The following is an 18,508-nucleotide window of genomic DNA, read 5'->3' on the forward strand; positions in this document are numbered from 1 at the left end:
CTCCCGCCCCGACAATCGCTTCCGATCCGGCGAGGCGAAATTACGAACTCCGGACTTTTCCGTAAGCCAGCGAACTGATGCCGATCCCCGCCTCGTACAGCAGGATGAGCGGCAGCGTCACGATCAGCAGCGACAGCGCGTCCGGCGGAGCGATGAAGCCGGCGGCGACCAGCAGGGCCAAATACGCGTACTTGCGGATACGCCGCAGCGAAGCCGGAGTCACGATCCCGAGCCGGGTCAGCAGCGTCAATAGAAGCGGAAGTTCGAACAGGATGCCAAAAGGAACGACAAGCCGCAGCATGAAGTCGAAATATTCGCGAATGCCGATCACCGGCTCAAGTCCCAACTCCGCCGTCAGCCCGAACATAAAGCGCAGCATGACCGGAAACACGATCTCGTACGCAAACGCCGCCCCGACCAGGAACAACGCGAAGATCGCAAAAATATGCAGCCGGATCGCGCGGCGTTCGGCTCCGTACAGCCCCGGCTTGACGAACTGCCACGTCTGATGCAGCGCAAGCGGCAGAATCAACACCGCGGCGAACCAGAACGCGGCCTGCACCATAATGGAGAGCGCGTCCGTCACGCGGAACACGTGCAGCGACACGCCGAGCTCCGCGCCGGAACGTTCGAGCAGGCCGATGACCGGAGGCGCCGCGAAGAACCCGCCGACGAACAGCGCGAGAAAAACGCCCGCGCATACCAGCAGGCGCCGACGCAGCTCGACCACGTGATCCAGCAGTCCCATGCGCGCCTCGTCAGGGAGAGTCGGGCCGTCCTCCCCCGCCTTCGCCTTCAACCGGCTCTTTCGACAGGGCAACCGTCGGCGCCGCTTCGGCCGATTTGCGTGCGGCCGCGCCCGAATCCTTGGCGGAGTCGTCTCCGAGTCCCCGCGTCGCGCTGCGGAATTCCTTCAGCGTCTCTCCGGCCGCACGCCCCAGCTCCGGCAGCTTTTTCGGACCGAACACCAACAAGGCCACCCCTACTACGACCGCAATGCTTCCCGGCCCAAAAGCCATAGTCAACGCCTCCGTTTTACATAATTGATAATGATTATCACCTAAGCGAAATAAACTCAGTATAGAGCGCGCGAAAGCCCTTGTCAAACTTAAATCTTCCCCACGAAAACGGAAAACCGTTTCGGTGGATATTCGGCTGTAATCGTTGCTGTTATGGGCTTTGTCTTCCCGCTCACCCCGGACGTACCTGCTAATTTTTTGACATTGACAACCGTCTTCCGCGCTTCTATACTCAGAGTTACTTTTAACCAAATGATAATCATTATCAAAATGAATACAACGAACGAGGCGTTACCCGGAAAGGAAGATTCGTCCATGTCCATCCCGTTTCTGATTCCTGTCCGCGTTCGTGTCCCGGCCGTCCTGCTGGCGCTGCTTCTGCTGCTCGGCATCTTCGGCGGGCACGCTTCGGCTGCCGGCGATGCGCCGGCCCCGGCCGACGCGCTCGCGGCCGTGGACGCAGCCCTGCTTCAGCTCCGCAGCGGCGACGCGGAAGCCTCGAAAGCCAGCTTCGCGCCGGTCAAGTCGTGGTGGGCCCGCAGCAAGCAGGGCGCCAAAGCCGACTCCGCGGCGCTTTCCGCCGAAATCGGCAGCGGGATCGCCGACGTGTCGCTGGCCTATGTCGGCGGCGATCCCGGCGAGATCCGCTCGAAGCTTGAAGCGCTGCGCCTCGCGCTCGTCAGCTACGACGAAGGCGCCTACGCCGACAACGAAGGCCGTACCCGCATGACGCTCGGCGCTTACCTATCGAAGCTTGGCGGCGTCAAATCGGCGATCGAAGCCGGCGATCCGGACGGCGCGGCCCGCGGAGCGCGGGAGCTGCAGAACCTGTGGCTGGCCGTCGAAGGCGAAGTCGTCGGCCGTTCGGCTTCCGTCTACGCGAATACCGAACGCGATCTCGTGCTGCTGCCCGCCTACCTGGACGATCCGGACCAGATCGACCGGGCCGTGCCGCTGCTCGACAACATGATCGCCGCGCTGACGCCGCTCGCCGACGCCGGCTACAGCTGGATCGACGCGGCGCTCATTCCGATCCGGGAAGGACTTGAAGCGCTGCTCGTCGTCGGCTCGCTGCTCGCTTTCGTCCGCAAGTCCGGCTCCGCGCGCGGACAGCGCTGGATCGTCGCCGGTTCGGCGGCCGGCCTACTGTTCTCGGTCGCGGCGGGCGCCGGCGTCTCGCTGCTGCTGTCCGCTTCCGTGTTCGGGGCGGGCAACTCGCTGCTGAACGGCTGGACCGGCATTGCGGCCGCCGCCATGCTGCTGTACGTCGGGTATTGGCTGCACCGCAGCTCCGATATCCGGCGCTGGAACGAGAAGCTGCAAGCAGGCAGCCGCCGTGCCCTTTCGGGCGGGTGGACGTTTTCGCTTGCGCTGCTCGCTTTTCTCGCGATCGTACGCGAAGGACTGGAGACCGTCATCTTCCTGATCGGCCTCGCCGGCCGGATGCCGGGACGCGAACTGCTGCTGGGGATCGGAGCCGGATTCGGCGTGCTGATCGTCGTCGCCGTCGTCATCTTGAAGCTGGGCGACCGGCTGCCGTTGAGACCTTTTTTCCTCATTTCAAGCGTCGTCGTGTTCTATCTGGGCTTCAAATTTCTCGGCTCGGGCATTCACAGCCTGCAGATGGCGGGCCTGATTCCGTCCACGACCGAAAGTTACCTGCCGTCGATCCCGTCGATCAGCCTGTATTCCTCATGGTACAGCACGCTGCCCCAACTGCTGCTTCTGTCCGCCGCGCTGGCCGCCTATCTCGGTCCGCTGCTGCCCCGCAGAAGCCGCCGGGCGGCCTGATCCCGCTTTTTTTCCTATTCCATTTACGGAGGTACCCCCATGACCCATCTGCACCCGATCAAAAATAACGAACCGACGTCCCGCCGCAAGCTCCCGTTCGCCATCCTCTCTTCGGCCGCTCTGGTCGCGATGCTCGCGCTGAGCGCCTGCGGCGCCGCCGCGGAAGACACGGCCGCAAGCACGCAGACCGCTCCGGCAGCCGCCGAGAAACCGGCTTCCGAAGCGTCGGCACCGGCCGACACCGCAGACGCCGCGGCAGATCGCGCAGCCGACGAAGCGGTGCGGCAGGGCGCGCAGAAGATGAAGGACGAGACGACGCAATTCCAGGCGGCGCTCGCCGCCAAAGACGACGCCAAAGTCAAAAAACTCAGCGGATCGATCAACGATTTGTGGCTCTCCTACGAGAACACGGTGCGCGACCGCTTCCCGCTGCTGTACACCGAAGTGGAGAAATACGAGATGCCGATCTTTTCCGCTTCCGCCTATGACAAAATGGATTACGCTGCGCTGACCGACAACGCCGGCAAGCTGCAGGGTGCTCTGGACGACCTGCTGACGGCCAAAAAGACCGACGCCGCCGCTTCCGAAGTGCTCGCCGAGGCCGTCTCCGGCTACGAGAAATACGTACGCGAGCAGACGGACCGCTTCGTGGAAGAGACGCAGGTGTTCGCCGACGCGGTCAAAGCGGGCAATATCGAAGCGGCCAAAACCGCTTACCCCATCTCCCGCACCTATTACGAAAATATCGAACCGATCGCGGAAAGCCTCGGCGACCTCGATCCGAAGATCGACGCGCGGCTGCCGGACGTGGAGAACGAAGAACAGTGGACCGGCTTTCACCGGATCGAACGTGCGCTGTGGGAAGACGGTTCGCTGGAAGGGCAGGGCAAATACGCGGATCTGCTCATGACGGACGTCAAAGCGCTGCAAGCCAAAATCGCCGACCTCAAGCTCGAACCGGAAGCGATGGTCGCCGGCGCGATGGAACTGCTGAACGAAGCGGCAACCTCGAAGATTACGGGCGAGGAAGAGACGTATTCGCATACCGACCTTGTCGATCTGGCCGCGAACGTGGAAGGCTCCAAAGCGGTCTACTTCGCGATGATCCCGGCGCTGAACGACGGACACCGGGAGCTGGCGGACCAGCTCGACCAACAGTTCCGTACGATGGAAGAGACGCTGGCCCAATATAACAAAGACGGCAGCTATGCGCTCTACACCGATCTCAAGACGGAACAAATCCGGGAACTGAGCGATCAGCTGTCCCAACTGTCGGAACTGATGTCGCAAACGGCGAAAATCTTGTAGGCGCCACGGAGCGGAGGACGAAAAGATGAAGCATACGAAGCACGAACCGGCAGACGGCGAACGCGGCACCGAACGCGCAGACGGGAATCATTCGGCGCAAGACGCGAAGGCAGGCGAAGCCGCAGGAGCAAGCGAAACGGGCGGTTCGGGCCGTTCGGGAAAAGGCTACACGCGGCGGGAAATGCTCAAAATGTCCGCCGCCGCGGGCGGCGGGATCGCGCTGGGCGCAAGCGGCCTCGGCGCCATCCTGAAAATGTTCGGAGCGGCGGAAGCCCCTCCGGCCGCGGCCGGCGGAGAATCGGCGGCGGCCGCGAACGAGCGGCTGGACTTCTACGGCGAACACCAGGCCGGCATCGTCACCCCGCAGCAGACCTATATGTATCTGGTCGGCTTCAAGGTGACGGCAGCCGATCGCAAGACGCTGATCGGCCTGCTGCGGGACTGGACCCGCTTTTGCGACCTCAGCACGGGCGGCGCTTCCGCCGTCGAAGCGAACGGGCGCCTGCTGCCGCCGAGCGACAGCGGCGAAAGCGTCGACCTTCCGGCCGCGAAGCTCAGCGTCACGTTCGGGTTCGGCCCTTCCCTGTTCGCGCAGGGCGGACAGGATCGGTTCGGCCTTGCGGCGCGGGCGCCCAAGCATCTGCGCGACATTCCGCGCATGCCGAAAGACCGGATCGACGAAGCGCTGTCCGGCGGGGACATCTGCGTGCAGGTGTGCGCGGAAGACCAACAGGTCGCTTTTCACGCGGCGCGCAATTTGATCCGGCTGTCGGCTTTTACCGCCTCGGTGCTGTGGATGCAGGAAGGCTTCATCAGCTCGCCTCCGGGCAGCACGCCGCGCAACCTGTTCGGCTTCAAGGACGGCACGGCCAACGCGCTGCACGATTCCGGCGCCGGCTACGGCGACGTCGTCTGGTGCGGCGAAGACGAGCCGGACTGGATGCGGGGCGGCAGCTACCTCGCCTACCGCAAAATCCGCATGCTGCTGGAAGTGTGGGACCGTTCCTCGCTCAAGGACCAGGAAGACACGTTCGGCCGGCGCAAAGACTCCGGCGCGGCCTACGGCAAGACGGGCGAATTCGATACCGTCTCGCCGGGCGAACTGCCCGCGGACTCCCATGTCCGCCTGGCCAAACAAGACGGTGCGCAGATGCACCGCCGGGCCTATTCGTATACGGGCGGGATCGACGCCCGGACCGGCAATGTAGACGCCGGACTGCTGTTCCTCAGCTACCAGCGCGACCCGGACAAGCAGTTCGTGCCGATGCTGCGGCTGATGAGCCAAATGGACAAATTGAACGAATATACCGTGCATATCGCGAGCGGCCTGTTCGCCTGTCCGGGCGGCTGGAAGCCCGGCGAATACGTGGGGCAGCGCCTGCTGGAAGGCTAGCTAGGCGCCGAGCAGCGGGCGCAGCGCCTGCACGATCTCGCCCGCCCGCTCCAGGGCGCCGTCCCCGCTTCGCACGATGAGGTCGCAGCCGCTCAAGGCCGCGATCTCTTCGTCGTATCCGGCGAGGCGCGCCGCGATCTGCGCGGCGTCCGACCCGCGTGCCAGCAGGCGCGCTTCGCATTCGGCGCGCGAAGCGGCCACGCCGAGCAGCAGCGCGCGCTCGCCGAGCAGCGCCCGGGCGACGCGGGCTCCGCTTGCGTCGAGCACGATCGAACGCAGCCCCGCGCCGCGGGCCGTTCCTTCGATCGAAGCGAGCGACGTGCCGTACAGGTGGCCGCGGTATTCGCTCGTCTCCAGCATGTCTCCCGCGTCCTTCATCCGCTCAAGCGTCTGCCGCGGCGCGAAATGGTAATCGACTCCGTCGAGCTCGCCTGCGCGCGGCGCCCGCGACGTCCAGGTCACGATGCGGGGCAGCCCCAGCAGCGCTTGAAGCGTACTTTTGCCCGAAGCGCTCGGCCCTTGAAAAACAACCAGTGATACGTTCATGTTCCAACCTCCGAATACCGAAATCGCGGGAAGCGCGGCTTCTGCGATTTCGGTCTGATAAGATGCACGGTGTATTTTCTCACGTTCGGACGCAAATCGCCAGCCGGGCCGCGCTTTTTTCGAAAGCCTTTTTCATGATAAACTAACGGTATGCGCGTGCCCGCCGCATGCTTGCGTGCGAGCCGGGCCGCCAAATCGAAGCGCCGATCCGGTCGGAATGCCGCGCCGAAGCGCGCCTGCTCCCTTTTGCCGGGCGAGAGGCGTCCGCTTCTTCGGCCCGCCGGAGACGGCCCACGGAAAGAAGGCTTTGCATCCATGAAAAAAGAGCTGATCGAACGTCTCGACCGCTATGCCCGTTTCGATACCCAGTCCAACGAAGACAGCGAGACCTGCCCGTCCACGCCGGGACAGATGAAGCTGGCCGAGCAGCTCGTACGCGAGCTGACAGAAATGGGACTTACCGAAATCACGCTCGACGAAAACGGTTACGTCATGGCTTCGCTCGAAGCCAAAACCGACAAAAGCGACGTGCCCGTCATCGGCTTCCTCGCCCACCTCGACACGGCGACCGAACTGAGCGGCGCCAACGTCAATCCGCAGATCGTCGAGCGCTACGACGGCGGAGACATCGTGCTGAACCGCGAACTGGGCATCGTGCTCTCCCCGCGCGACTTCCCGGAGCTTACGCACTACGTCGACCATACGCTTGTGACGACCGACGGCACGACGCTGCTCGGCGCCGACGACAAAGCGGGCATGGCCGAGATCATGACTGCCCTGAATCATCTGATCGCGCATCCCGAACTGAAGCACGGCAAGATCCGCGTGGCGTTCACGCCGGACGAAGAGATCGGGCGCGGCCCGCAGCGCTTCGACGTGGAAGCGTTCGGCGCGAAATACGCCTATACGATGGACGGAGGCCCGCTCGGCGAACTGGAGTACGAAAGCTTCAATGCGGCGGCCGCCAAAGTGACGATCAAAGGCGTGAGCGTCCATCCGGGCACGGCCAAAGGCAAAATGATCAACGCCGCCAAGATCGCGATGGAGTTCCACCGCCGCCTGCCGGAGCAGGAGTCGCCGGAATTCACGGAAGGCTACGAAGGCTTTTTCCACCTGCTCGACATGAACGGGGGAACGGATCAGGCGACGCTGTCGTACATCATCCGCGATTTCGACCGCAGCAGCTTCGAAGCGCGCAAAAAGCTGATGGAAAGTATCGCCGGCGAGTTCCGTCAGACGTACGGCGACGAGAACGTGCTGCTGGAGCTGCGCGATCAGTACTATAATATGCGCGAGAAAATCGAACCGGTGATCGAGATCGTGGACCTGGTCGGCGACGCGATGAAGAAGCTCGGCATCGAGCCGGACATCCGTCCGATCCGCGGCGGCACCGACGGCTCGCAGCTGTCGTACATGGGCCTGCCGACGCCGAACATTTTCACCGGCGGCGAAAACTACCACGGCCGTTACGAGTTCGTCTCCGCCGACAACATGGTCAAAGCGACCGAAGTCATTCTGGAAGTCGTCCAGGCGTTCGAGCGCCGGGCCTAGACGGGAGGCGCCATCGACATGTTCGAATATCAAAATCGCGAATACGAAGACGTCGATTTCGGCTCGCAGGAGATGCGCGACGGCGAATTGGTCAACTGCACGTTCGTCCGCTGCCGCTTCGCCTACGGTTCGATGGAAGAGATTCTGACGACAGGCTGCCGGTTCACCGAATGCGATTTTCGCGGCGCTTCGATGAACGGATCGATCCATACCGATTCCGCGTTCGAGAACTGCAAGTTTACGGAAGCGAATCTGTTCGCGGCCAAGTTCGACAGCTGCAAGATGACCGGGTCCGACTTCGCGGGCGCGAAGCTGGACGGCTTTACGGTCGTGCGCGGCGACTGGTCGTACACGAATCTGCGGCAGACGCGGCTGGACCGGCAGGATCTGCGCGGAGCGCGCTTTTTCGAAGCGGATCTGTCGCAGACCAGCCTGCAAAAAGCCGATCTGCGCGGAGCCGACCTGACCCGCTGCGTGCTGGCCGGAGCGAAGCTGCAGGGCGCGGATCTGCGCGAAGCGATTCTCGACGGCGTCGATTTCAAATCGCTGGACGTCAAAAACGTGCGTATGGACCGCGAGCAGGCCGTCCTGTTCATGCGCGCCTACGGGGCCAAAGTCGATTAAAGCGACGCCAATCTCAAGACGCCCGGCGACGCGCTGACGCCGCAGCGGATCGAGCAGATCGACTTCCTGTTCCGGGACTGAACCGGAGCACGACCGGAGCACGCCGGAGTCCGTCGTGATCGCTAGCACTTGGCTGCCTGTTCCAGACCGCCGGCTTCGGCCGGCGGTTTTTTGGCGTGTCCGCGAACCGGGTGGGCGAAAGGCGTCTCTTCGTCCGGACCACAGACAGCCGTTTTTTCGAATCGCGGGTCCGGTAAGCGCATCCACTTTCTTCCCGCTGCCGATTCCCGAAATTTTTTCGTAGAAACATGACTTTCCATATTCATTTCGGCTTTCTTTTCGAGTACAATAGGTCAGTTGAGTTCTACACGGAACGTAAAGCTCCGGGCCTTATCCGCTTTCTATCTTGCATTGTTGGAGGAATAACAGAATCATGAATCACCCGTCCCCTACCCACGTCAAAATCACTACCGCCGATCCCGGCGCCATCGGCTTGTTCGGTCTGGCCATCGTCACGCTCGTCGCTTCGTCGCAGAAGCTCGGACTGACGGAAGGTCTCGGTTACGCTGCAGCCTGGGCCGTTTTCCTGGGCGCCTGCGCCCAGTTGTTCGCCGCGATCCAGGACGCCAAGCACGACAATACGTTCGGCATGACCGCTTTTGCGGCGTACGCGTTTTTCTGGTTCGCGATGGCGGCCAACTGGATGATCAAACTCGGCACGTTCGGACCGGAACTGGCCGGGTCTGTCGACGGCAAGCAGCTCGGCTTCGCCTTCGGCGGCTATCTGGTCTTCACGCTGTTCATGACGATCGGGGCGATGGAGACGAACAAAGTGCTGTTCTTCATCTTCTGCCTGATCGACGTGCTGTTCCTCGGCCTGACGTTCGACGCGTTCGGCGCTCCGGAATTTTTCCACCAGCTCGCCGCTTACGCGGAAATGGCGATCGGCCTGCTGTCGCTGTACGGCTGCGGCGCCAACGTGCTCAACGCGCACTTCGGCCGCGAGTTCCTGCCGATCGGCAGACCGTTCGGCATCTTCAAGCCCCGTCCTTAACCGGAACAGGCAAAGGTTCGACCGTCCCGCTTCGCGTATGTGCGCGAAGCGGGATTTTTGCGTTCAGCCTGCCGCGTGCTGCGTGTACGGACCTGCTGCGGCTGCGGCGACGCGCGGCGGACGCAGCCGCTTGGCGCCGGAAAAGCTTCAGAACAGGGTCGGAACAGGGTCAGAACAACGCCGGAACAGGGTCAGAACAGTGTAGGAAGCTCTTCTTTTCACGAAAAGGCTTGATTTACTTACTAAATGTAACTATAATGATGTTAAGTAAGCAAATCATAGCCATTCCTGCGGAACGCCGCGCGCTGCCCGATCCCTAGAGGAGCGTAAGCGCGCCGTCCGCATGCAGCGGCAAAAGGAGTTTTTCCCATGAAAATCGAAGTCTGGTCGGACTATGTCTGCCCGTTCTGTTATATCGGCAAGCGCCGCCTCGAACACGCCCTGGAGCGGTTCCCGCATCAGGATCAGGTCGAAGTCGTCTATAAGAGCTTCGAACTTGACCCCAATGCCCATGTGCATATCGAAGGCGATATTCACGATCTGCTCGCCGGCAAGTACGGCATGAGCCGCGAACAGGCGATCGCTTCGAACCACAGCGTCGGCGAAGCGGCCAACGGCGTCGGCCTGCATTACGATTTCGACCGGATGCGCTACACGAATACGTTCGATGCGCATCGCGTCGCGCATTTCGCGGCGGAGAAAGGGCTGTCCCAGGCCGTGACCGAACGCCTGATGCAGGCTTACTTCACCGAAGGCGCCTTCCTGGGCGATCCCGAAGAGATCGCGAAGCTTGCGGCCGAAGCGGGCCTGGACAAGGACGAAGTGCTCGGCGTGCTGAACTCGGACGCCTATGCCCAAAACGTCCGGGCGGACGAAGAACAAGCGACGCAGCTCGGCGTGCGCGGCGTGCCGTTCTTCGTGCTCGACGGCAAGTTCGCCGTATCCGGCGCGCAGCCGGACGAAGTGTTCGATCAGGCGCTGACCCGCGCCTGGGGCGAACGTTCGCCGCTGACCGTGCTCGGCGCGGACGACGGCGATGCCGAAGGCTGCTCGGACGGTTCGTGCGCGGTGCCGCAGGCCAAGTCGGAGTAAGCCCGCTTGCAGGCGTGCTGACGGTCCGGGCCAGGCAGGCTCAGGCGTTCCGTTTACGGAGCCGGATGCCTGACTGGCTGCCTGCCGCGCGGCGCCGCATAAGCCAGACAAAAGCCCCGATGACCGCAGCTGCGGTCATCGGGGCTTTTTGGGGTGCGTCGCGATATTCAGCTTCGGATCCGCTCGTACAGACGTTCCGTCTGCGACTCCGGCCTGACGCCGAGTTCTTCCTGCAGCAGGCGCTCCAGCGACAGATAATGTTCGCGCGCCTGCCGCTTGTCTCCGGCCGCCTCGCAGGACCGCATCAGCTCCCGGCAGACGTCTTCGGCGAACGGTTCCTCGCCCTGAAGCGCGCTCAGGCGGCGGATCGCTTCCTGCGGACTGCCGCTTTCCCGCTCCCGTTCGGCCAGCTCCAGCGTCAGGCGCAGACGCAGCCTCTTCAACTCGTCGGCCCGGTTCTCGGCCCAGCCGTAGTCGTGCTGCTCCAGGTATCCGCCGCGCCACATGGCGAGCAGCCGCTGCAGGCCGGACATTCGCCCGGCCGCGTCGCGGGGCAGTTGTTCGCTGCCGCGCTCGAACAGCTCGGCGTCGGACGACGCCCCGCCGCGCAGCAGGCGGTAACTCTCCTGCCGGTATTCCAGCTGCAGCCGGGGATTCCACTCTTTGAGCATCTTGCGCAGCTGGTAGACGGACGTGTGCAGATACGCCGCCGATTTATCGATCGGGGCGTCCGGCCAGAGCAGGTCGATCAGCTCGTCGCGCCGCACCCATTGCTCGCCTTGATGCAGCAGGTAGGCGAAAAGTTCCTGCGCCTTCGCCGTGCGCCATTTGATCGCACGAACGTCGCCGGACTCGGGATCGACCAGTTCCAGGCGGCGAAAAGTCAGGATGTCCGCAGGCGGCCGCTCTTCGTCCGCCGCCGAAGAGACGGGCGCCGAAGGGACACCGGCGGCCTGTCTGGCTTGAACGGAAGGCACGATCCGGTCAATCGCTTTTTGCAGGCGCGGCGTGCCGATCGGCTTGAGCAGGTAATCGATCGCCTGCAGATCGAACGCTTCCACCGCGTAATCGGAATAGGCGGTCACGAAGATGATCGCGATGCCGGGGCGGGCCTGCTGGATATACTCCGCCGCTTCGAGGCCGTTCATCTCGGGCATACCGATATCCAGAAAAACGGCATCTACCGCTTCCTGTTCCAGCCGTTCGAGCCCTTCGCGCGCCGACGTGCACAGAACGGCCGGCTCGATCCGTCCGTCTGTTCGCAACAGGCGCTCCAAGTGCATCAAAGCCGGCTTTTCGTCGTCGATCAGCATTGCCCGCATGCCTACTCACTCCTGTTGTGTATGACTTGTCTATATCCGCGAACGCCTAGTCTTCCTGGCGCCACAAAGCGTTTTCGCAGGAATGCCGCAGCCGGACAACCGTCCGCGCCAGCCTTTCTCGCGTCAGGGGTTTGATCAAATAGTCGAAGGCCCGCTGCTCGAACGCTTCGACCGCGTACTCCCGGCTGGCCGTCACGTAGACGACGCGCAGGCGGGGGAACTCGCGCAGCAGCCGTTCGGAAGCCGCAAGCCCGGAGATGCAGCCGAGCTTCGTGTCGATGAATACGGCATCGGGCTCAAGCCGGGCGACTTCCTGCAATCCCGGGGACGCGTCTCCCGAACAGCCGAGCAGGTCGATGTCGGTATATTCTTCCAACATTCGGGCGGTCAGCAGGGAGGACCTTTCGTCGCTGTCCAATATATAGATCCGCAAATTTCTCAGCCCTTTCCCGGGAACGCGGACGTATCCGTCCGCTGCAACCAGCATAACGGACAGGGCTGAACATTTTCTGAACAAGCCGGAATCCGGCCTTAGAGCCCGGCATCCTTCGGCAGTTCGAAGCCGATCGCGGTGCCTTCGCGGCCGGCAGGCCGCTCTTCCAGGTGCAGTGAAGCGCCGTGCAGCGCGGAGAGCCGGCGATGGATATTGCGCAGGCCGACGCCGCCCCGGCGTCCGGCCATGATCTCGCCGAACGCCTCCGGCCCGAGTCCCACGCCGTTGTCTTCGACGCGGACGGAGACCGACCGGCCGTTGTCGCGAATCTCCAGGCGGACGACGCCGCCCGCGGCGCGCTGCATGATGCCGTGGCGGACGGCGTTCTCGACCAGCGGCTGAATGCTCAGCGGCGGCACGAACACGCCGACGAGATCGTCGGTCTCGCAGACGAACGACAGCCGTTCTTCGAAGCGGGCCTGCTCCAGCGCGATATACGAATGGACCAGTTCCAGTTCCTTGTGCAGCGGAACGAGATGGTCCCGATTGCGGAAATCGAAGCTGCCGCGCAAATACTGGCTCAGCTCGATCAGCAGCTCGGTCGCCTTGTCGGGATCGACCGGGCAGGTGGCGATAATGACGTTAAGCGCATTGTACAGGAAATGCGGCTTGATTTGGGCTTGCAAAAAAGCCATTTCCGTTCGGACCGCTTCTTCGGCCGCGCGGCGCATGCCGATCAGCGTGCGCACTCTGGCGCGCAGCTCGCCGGCGTCGACCGGCTTGCCGAGAAAATCGCTCGCGCCCGCGTCGAAGCCGGCCCGCACGTCTTCCGGAAGCCCGCGCGCGGTCAGCAGCAGAATCGGCAGTTCGGCCAGCGAACGGCGGCTGCGCAGCTCCCGGCTGAGCTCAAGCCCGGACATGCCGGGCATCATCCAGTCGGTGACGACCAGCTCGATATCGGGATGGACGTCGAGAAAAGCGAGCGCTTCGGCGCCGCCGGATACGGCCGAGACGTCGCAGCCGACCGTCGCCAGCAGGTTGAGCAGCACGCGCCGGTTCACCGGATCGTCGTCGACGATCAGAATCCGGCCCGCGTCGCCGACCGGCGCAGCCGCTTCGTCCGGTTGATCCGCGCCGGTCGTGCCGGATGCTTCGGCCGTTTCGGACCGGCCAGACAGCCCGGAGAATGCCGACGTTTCGGGCCGCGCCCGCGGCGAACGGAACCGGTCAAGCGGGTCCGGTATGACGGACTGCGCTTCGAGGCCGCTTCCCGCTCTCACCAGACGGTCTTCTTCGCCGCTATCCGGCGTCTCGGCCGAGATCGGCAGCGTGAAGAAGAAGGTCGTGCCCGCGCCGGGCTCCGATTCCAACCAGATCCGGCCTCCGCCGAGTTCCACCAGTTCCCGCGTAATGCTCAAGCCGAGACCGGCTCCCCGCAGCCCTTCCGTCTCTTCCGCCCGTTCGAACCGGCGGAAAATGTCCGGCCAGCGCTTGCGCTCGATACCGACGCCTGTGTCGGACACCTCGACCGTCACCCAATCGCCCGACGCCGACGCGCGGACGCAGATCTCGCCCCGCTCCGTGTATTTCACGGCGTTGCCGAGCAAATTGTACAAAATTTGCCGCAGCCGGTCTTCGTCCATGCGCACGCACGGCAGATCGTCCGGGCATTCCTGCCGAACCGAGATCGGCTTGCCGTCCAGCGTGTAGGCGACGACCTCCATGACCGACTGTACGACGGAAGACAGGTACAGCGGGCGGGCGGCCAGGCGGATTCGGCCTTCTTTGAGGCGGGAGAAATCCAGCAGGTCGTCGACGAGCCGCGATAACCGCTGCCCCGTCGTCATGATGATCGCCAGATTTTCTTTTTGCTTGCTCGAAGCCGGTCCCGCCGCACCTTCCAGCATCGACCTCGCGATATTGATAATGCCGTGCAGCGGCGTTCTCAGCTCGTGCGACGTATCGGCCATGAACTCGTCCTTGAGCCCGTCCAGCGTGAGCAGCCGTTTCGACAGCCGCTCGACGTCGGCAAACGCGCGGACGAACCGGCGAATGATCAGCACCGTCTGCGCAAGCACGAACAGCACCAATTCGTAGATCGCCAAGCGGCTGATGTCCAGCCCCGTCACCTGTCCGATGACCATCATCAGGATGAACATGGAGATGGCCAACAGGCCGAGCCCGACCAGATTCGCATCTTCCGGCTGCCGGCTGACCCAGCGGAACGTGACGAGCATCGTATAGGCGATGCTGATCAGCGCGGCCGTGAACAGCGTCGCCTCGACGTGCGAGAAGATCGCCATCGGCAGCACGAGCGCCGCGAACGCGCCGCCGAACGACAGCACCGCGTAAGCCCGCAGCATCGTTCGGTGCACCGTGCCGGGCATGAGTACGTACATGTAGGCCACCAGCATGAGATAGATGAGGTTGGCCGAGACCGCCTGCAGCTTCATGACGGCCGCGTAAGGCAGTTCCGGCAGCAGAAAACCGATCATTTTCTCGCCGTGGGTCAAAATGTACAGCACCGCCAGCATGCAGAACAACCCGAGAAAAAGTTGGGGCAGCTCTCTTTTATGGAGCACGTACAGCAGCAGAAACAGCAGGCCGGGCAGCAAAAATCCGCACAATACGACGAAGTCCCGAATCCAGTCGCTCTGCTCTTCGCGCAGGATGACGTTCTCGGGCCCGAAATCGATCGTATCGACGATTCCGCCCGAGGCGTAACTGAAATTCGCGGCCTGCACGATCAGTTCCGCCTGCGAACCGTAGAGACGCGTGAATCCGGTATACGGCAGATTGGCCTGAATGCCCGCCTCCGGCGTCGCGGCCGGTACGCCGCTCGAACCGATCTCTTCGCCGTTCAGGTAAGTCCGGCTCGCCATGCGCACGTTGGCGACGCGCAGGCCGTAATCCTCGTTCGTCTCGCGGCCCAGCTCGACGACCAGCCGGTAAGTGCCGATCCCGATCGCCCCGCCGGGCATGGCCCGATTCCAGGCAGACGGAACGCGCAGGATCGTCCGCCCGGCTTCGGTGCCCGAAAAATCGCCGGGACCCAGCAGGACGCCGGGGTAAAATTCCCATTCGCCGCTTAACGAGACGGCTCCGCGGGACGCGTAATCCCAGCCGCTCAGATCGAGCCTGCCGTCCGACGCTTCCGGCGCGCCCTGCTGCGCCGAAATCGTGTTGAACAGGCCGATCGCCGGCACGATCAGGACCAAAAAGGAGCCAAGAAGCAGGATCAACCATTTTTTTAGCATGTATTCGTTCTCTTTTCCTTGCGGAACGGCGCTGAAGGTCCGGACCGTTATTTAAAAAACGTCTGTTTCCCTTTTTTCGGAAGCGGGGCTTTTTTTGTGAATACCCCGGCGAAAATTCGTTGGGGCCGCTGCGATTTCCCCGTGTTCGTCCGGCGTCCGCGCGCCGGATTGCGGAGCGGCAGACGACCTGCTAGGCTAAATGCAGCGAAGATTCGGGCCCTAAGGAGGAACGGCATGAGAGAAAATCCGAGAAAAAAACAAATTGTCGAAGCCGCGGCGCGGGCCATGGCGAGCCGGGGCTATTCGGACGCGTCGATCAAGGAGATCGCGGCGGAAGCCGGATTGGCCGCGCCCGGATTGGTTCATTACTATTTTAAGACCAAAGAAGAAATTCTGCACGAAGTCGTGCGCGAAAGCTGCCGGCGGTACGAAGCGGAATTCGGAGGGCTGTCCGCCGAGCGGGACGCCGGGCCGGACGCCGCCGCGCCGCCGCTGCCGGAGACCGGCGAAGACGCGGACGCGCATCGGCCGGAATGGTACAAGCTGCGCTACGAGCTGTTCGCGCTGGGGCTGCGCAGCCCCGAGCTTGCCGGAGAGATCGCGGAGCTGCTGCGGGTCGGGCAGGGCGGCATCTCCGGCGTGCTGCAGGCCGCGCTCCCCGTCATCGAGGCGGAAGAACGCGAAGCGCTGTCCGCGGTTCTGCTCGCCTGCTTCGACGGCTTGGCGCTCCAGAAAATGCTTAGGCCGGAGCTGGATCTGGAAAAAGCGTACGCGCTGCTGGAATCGATGATCGTGGAGCGCTTCCCGGCCGCGGAATGAAGGCGGATCGGAGCCGCGTTCAAGCTGTTCCGATCCAAGAAGCGGGATCAAAAAAGCGAACGGCGCGATCTTCGCGGCCGTTCGCTTTTTTGATCCCGCATCGCTTCGCAGGGCTCTCGCTCAGTATCGCTTCAGCATGGATCGAAGTTCTTCGCGCAGCCGCTCTCTCAGCTCCGGCGGTTCGATCACTTCGGCGGAAGATCCGAGCGAGAGCAGCAGCGGCAGCAGATCCTCGTTCCGGCGCATACGAAAATGCAGCCGCCAATCCGCTCCGTCGGCTTCGGCGCTCTCCAGGTAATACGGCCGCTGCTCCCGCACCATCCGGGCCGCCGCGGCGTTCGCCCGGACGATAGCCCGCATCGAGCGATCATCCGGTGCCCGGTAATCGGACAGCCGAAAATCGTCGGGCAGGCGGAACGTTTCGTCGAGCGCGGCCAGCCGCTCCATCCGCGACACGCGAAAATGCCGGATCGCTTCGCGCGCATGGCAGTAGGCGATCAGCATCCAGGCGCCCCGCATCCAGACCAGACCGTAGGGGGACACAGTACGCGAAGCGGATGCGGATGCCGCTTCCGCGGCTGTCGGCGCTTCGTCTCCCACTTTGGTGTAGCCGAACCGGACGTTGCGCCGCTCCAGCACCGCCCGGCGCAGCAGCTCCGTCCGTTCGAATTCTTCTTCGTCCGCCGCCGAGACGTTTTCGATCAGGAGCCGCGTCGTTTCGCGCAGCTGCTCCACGTCGCGGCGCAGGTCCGGCGGCAGCACGGCTTCGATCTTTTCGCGAAAAGAACCCGAACCGAGACGCACGCGTCCGCCAAAATGCCGCGCGGTGAAGTCGGCGCCGATCAGCGCGGCCAGCGCTTCGTCCGCAGTCAGCATCACCGGCGGCAGGAAATATCCTTCCATTAACGAGTAGCCGCTGCCGGGCGTGCCCAGCAGCGGAACGCCCGCCTCGCTCAAAGCCTGCATATCGCGATAAATCGTTCTGACGCTCGTCTCGAACGTTTCGGCCAGATCTTCCGCCCTCAGCGTTCCGCTGCGCTGCAGCCGCAGCAGGATCGCCAGCATGCGATCGGTCTTGTTCACACAGGGTTCCTCCTTCGCCAAGCCGAAAATGTCACGATCGGGCCTTGATCGCATCTCAATCACACCTTGATCAGACCTCGATCGCACCTCAATCCGGCAGCTTGCCTTCCCTGTCTGTTATACCCGATTGCGCCCAAAAGGGCGAGCGCCAAAAATCGGCGCCGCCCTTATCCCCCTTATGCCCTTATCCTGTTCGGCCTGTCCGCCGGAACCCCGGGCGCGACCGGCTATTTGAAGCGGTGCAGCCGATGCGCGACCGCTTCTTCTTCGCTGCGCATCCGCTGCGCGCGATAGAACTGGCTTAACTGCCGCGCATGCGCCATCCAGAGCCGCCGCAGCCGCTCGCGCTCGCTGTTCGCCCACGCGTAATCCAGTTCGGCCAGATAATCGCCCGTGTAGCCGCGCAGAGACGCTTCGTGCAGCCCGACCGTCTCCGGCCCGATCGGCGGCAGGGCCGCAAGCCCTTCTTCCCAGTCTTCGACGTCGAGTTTCACCGGGCCCGTCTCCAGCCGGTAGCCTGCCGCCGGACCGCCTTTGGACAGCGTAAGGTCAAGTCCTTCGTCCTTGAGCACCGCGCGGACGGTATAGATCGTATTGTACAGTTGGGACGCCGCCCGTTCCGGCTCGAATCCCTGCCACAGCAGTTCGAACAGCGTGTCCCGGCCGACCATCCGTCCCCGGTTGTGCAGCAGGTAAGCGAACAGTTCCTGCGCTTTGGTCGTTCGCCATTTCGGGTAACCCGATCCGCGCCCGGGGCGGTTGACCTGAAGCGGCCCCAGGCAGCGCAGTCCGGGCTGCCCGGCCTCGTCGGTCCCTTCGCGGATCTCCGCCGTCAAACGATGCCGGGCCCGGTCGAGCGTTCGGCTGAGCCGCTGGCGGTCGATCGGTTTTCTCATATAATCCAGCGGATAATATTCGTACGCTTCGACCGCATGCCGGACGGAGCCGCTTGTGAACACGATATCGACCGAAGCGTCCGCGGCCCGAATCCGGGAAGCCAATTCCAATCCGTCGATTTCGGGCATGCCGATATCGAGAAAGACGATATCCGGGGCCGTTTCCCGTATCCCTTCCAGAGCCTGGCTGCCATCGCTGAACACGCCGGCGATCCGCACCCCTTCCTCCTGCTCCAGCATGCTTTTCAACCGCAGCAGCGCCAATCTTTCGTCGTCGACCAGCAGCGCTTTCATATGACCGCTTCCTTTCTTTCGTTTCC

15 protein-coding genes and 1 pseudogene are annotated in these 18,508 nt (G+C 63.3%); 8 read left to right on the forward strand and 8 right to left on the reverse strand.

Going from position 1 to position 18,508, the window contains the following annotated elements; all coding sequences use genetic code 11:
* Nucleotides 1-40 precede the first annotated feature (40 nt).
* Nucleotides 41-748, reverse strand: a complete 708-nt coding sequence (tatC, locus tag FFV09_RS09195) for a twin-arginine translocase subunit TatC (RefSeq protein ID WP_141447557.1) — start codon at nt 746-748, stop codon at nt 41-43.
* Between the two features lie 112 nt (nt 749-860).
* Nucleotides 861-1,019, reverse strand: a pseudogene (gene tatA, locus FFV09_RS24110) (twin-arginine translocase TatA/TatE family subunit); the annotation flags it as partial.
* A gap of 315 nt (nt 1,020-1,334) precedes the next feature.
* Here tatA and FFV09_RS09205 point away from each other — a divergent pair.
* Genes FFV09_RS09205 through efeB form a run of 3 tightly spaced genes read left to right on the forward strand, consistent with a single transcriptional unit; the run spans nt 1,335 to nt 5,511 of the window.
* The gene (locus FFV09_RS09205; protein ID WP_141447559.1) at nt 1,335-2,810 is read left to right on the forward strand and encodes an FTR1 family iron permease; all 1,476 of its coding nucleotides are present in this window, start codon (nt 1,335-1,337) and stop codon (nt 2,808-2,810) included.
* Between the two features lie 39 nt (nt 2,811-2,849).
* A complete protein-coding gene (efeO, locus tag FFV09_RS09210) occupies nt 2,850-4,118 on the forward strand; it encodes an iron uptake system protein EfeO (RefSeq protein ID WP_141447560.1) in 1,269 nt (422 codons plus the stop codon).
* A gap of 25 nt (nt 4,119-4,143) precedes the next feature.
* Complete coding sequence (efeB, locus tag FFV09_RS09215; RefSeq protein ID WP_141447561.1) at nt 4,144-5,511, forward strand: iron uptake transporter deferrochelatase/peroxidase subunit; 1,368 nt, start codon at nt 4,144-4,146, stop codon at nt 5,509-5,511.
* Here efeB and FFV09_RS09220 read toward each other — a convergent pair whose 3' ends face one another.
* Nucleotides 5,512-6,057, reverse strand: coding sequence for a guanylate kinase (locus FFV09_RS09220; RefSeq protein WP_141447562.1), 546 nt, complete (start codon nt 6,055-6,057; stop codon nt 5,512-5,514).
* 315 nt (nt 6,058-6,372) lie between these two features.
* Between FFV09_RS09220 and pepT the strand changes: the two genes are divergently transcribed.
* The 4 genes from pepT to FFV09_RS09240 all read left to right on the forward strand — a co-directional run bounded on the left by pepT (nt 6,373) and on the right by FFV09_RS09240 (nt 10,378).
* On the forward strand, nt 6,373-7,608 hold the full coding sequence (pepT, locus tag FFV09_RS09225; protein ID WP_141447563.1) for a peptidase T: 1,236 nt from the start codon (nt 6,373-6,375) through the stop codon (nt 7,606-7,608).
* 18 nt (nt 7,609-7,626) lie between these two features.
* Entirely contained in the window at nt 7,627-8,232 is a 606-nt protein-coding gene (locus FFV09_RS09230) for a pentapeptide repeat-containing protein (protein WP_141447564.1), read from the forward strand.
* A 433-nt stretch (nt 8,233-8,665) separates the two neighbouring features.
* Nucleotides 8,666-9,286 (forward strand): acetate uptake transporter, encoded by a 621-nt coding sequence (locus FFV09_RS09235; protein ID WP_141447565.1) that lies wholly within the window; start codon nt 8,666-8,668, stop codon nt 9,284-9,286.
* A 369-nt stretch (nt 9,287-9,655) separates the two neighbouring features.
* Complete coding sequence (locus FFV09_RS09240) at nt 9,656-10,378, forward strand: DsbA family oxidoreductase (protein WP_141447566.1); 723 nt, start codon at nt 9,656-9,658, stop codon at nt 10,376-10,378.
* Between the two features lie 167 nt (nt 10,379-10,545).
* On the opposite strand, the gene FFV09_RS09245 is transcribed toward FFV09_RS09240, so the two are convergent.
* From FFV09_RS09245 to FFV09_RS09255, 3 genes are all read right to left on the reverse strand, one after another.
* Nucleotides 10,546-11,700, reverse strand: a complete 1,155-nt coding sequence (locus FFV09_RS09245) for a response regulator (protein WP_141447567.1) — start codon at nt 11,698-11,700, stop codon at nt 10,546-10,548.
* Between the two features lie 46 nt (nt 11,701-11,746).
* Nucleotides 11,747-12,133, reverse strand: a complete 387-nt coding sequence (locus FFV09_RS09250; protein ID WP_170314978.1) for a LytR/AlgR family response regulator transcription factor — start codon at nt 12,131-12,133, stop codon at nt 11,747-11,749.
* 98 nt (nt 12,134-12,231) lie between these two features.
* Nucleotides 12,232-15,390, reverse strand: coding sequence for a hybrid sensor histidine kinase/response regulator (locus tag FFV09_RS09255; RefSeq protein WP_141447569.1), 3,159 nt, complete (start codon nt 15,388-15,390; stop codon nt 12,232-12,234).
* A gap of 234 nt (nt 15,391-15,624) precedes the next feature.
* Here FFV09_RS09255 and FFV09_RS09260 point away from each other — a divergent pair, with 234 nt between their 5' ends.
* On the forward strand, nt 15,625-16,209 hold the full coding sequence (locus tag FFV09_RS09260; RefSeq protein WP_141447570.1) for a TetR/AcrR family transcriptional regulator: 585 nt from the start codon (nt 15,625-15,627) through the stop codon (nt 16,207-16,209).
* A gap of 120 nt (nt 16,210-16,329) precedes the next feature.
* Here the strand turns inward: FFV09_RS09260 and FFV09_RS09265 are convergent, their stop codons facing one another.
* Nucleotides 16,330-17,292, reverse strand: a complete 963-nt coding sequence (locus tag FFV09_RS09265; protein ID WP_141447571.1) for a helix-turn-helix transcriptional regulator — start codon at nt 17,290-17,292, stop codon at nt 16,330-16,332.
* Between the two features lie 227 nt (nt 17,293-17,519).
* Nucleotides 17,520-18,482 carry a response regulator gene (locus FFV09_RS09270; RefSeq protein ID WP_141447572.1) on the reverse strand — a complete coding sequence of 321 codons (963 nt, stop codon included), beginning with the start codon at nt 18,480-18,482 and terminating at the stop codon, nt 17,520-17,522.
* Between the last annotated feature and the right edge of the window lie 26 nt (nt 18,483-18,508).

Source organism: Saccharibacillus brassicae (genome assembly GCF_006542275.1).
GTDB classification, from domain to species: Bacteria; Bacillota; Bacilli; order Paenibacillales; family Paenibacillaceae; genus Saccharibacillus; species Saccharibacillus brassicae.

Excerpts from the sequence above, each read along its gene's own strand:
- tatC (WP_141447557.1), bottom strand. The coding sequence starts at position 748 with ATGGGACTGCTGGATCACGTGGTCGAGCTGCGTCGGCGCCTGCTGGTA.
- FFV09_RS09205 (WP_141447559.1), top strand. The coding sequence starts at position 1,335 with ATGTCCATCCCGTTTCTGATTCCTGTCCGCGTTCGTGTCCCGGCCGTC.
- efeO (WP_141447560.1), top strand. The coding sequence starts at position 2,850 with ATGACCCATCTGCACCCGATCAAAAATAACGAACCGACGTCCCGCCGC.
- efeB (WP_141447561.1), top strand. The coding sequence starts at position 4,144 with ATGAAGCATACGAAGCACGAACCGGCAGACGGCGAACGCGGCACCGAA.
- FFV09_RS09220 (WP_141447562.1), bottom strand. The coding sequence starts at position 6,057 with ATGAACGTATCACTGGTTGTTTTTCAAGGGCCGAGCGCTTCGGGCAAA.
- pepT (WP_141447563.1), top strand. The coding sequence starts at position 6,373 with ATGAAAAAAGAGCTGATCGAACGTCTCGACCGCTATGCCCGTTTCGAT.
- FFV09_RS09230 (WP_141447564.1), top strand. The coding sequence starts at position 7,627 with ATGTTCGAATATCAAAATCGCGAATACGAAGACGTCGATTTCGGCTCG.
- FFV09_RS09235 (WP_141447565.1), top strand. The coding sequence starts at position 8,666 with ATGAATCACCCGTCCCCTACCCACGTCAAAATCACTACCGCCGATCCC.
- FFV09_RS09240 (WP_141447566.1), top strand. The coding sequence starts at position 9,656 with ATGAAAATCGAAGTCTGGTCGGACTATGTCTGCCCGTTCTGTTATATC.
- FFV09_RS09245 (WP_141447567.1), bottom strand. The coding sequence starts at position 11,700 with ATGCGGGCAATGCTGATCGACGACGAAAAGCCGGCTTTGATGCACTTG.
- FFV09_RS09255 (WP_141447569.1), bottom strand. The coding sequence starts at position 15,390 with ATGCTAAAAAAATGGTTGATCCTGCTTCTTGGCTCCTTTTTGGTCCTG.
- FFV09_RS09260 (WP_141447570.1), top strand. The coding sequence starts at position 15,625 with ATGAGAGAAAATCCGAGAAAAAAACAAATTGTCGAAGCCGCGGCGCGG.
- FFV09_RS09270 (WP_141447572.1), bottom strand. The coding sequence starts at position 18,482 with ATGAAAGCGCTGCTGGTCGACGACGAAAGATTGGCGCTGCTGCGGTTG.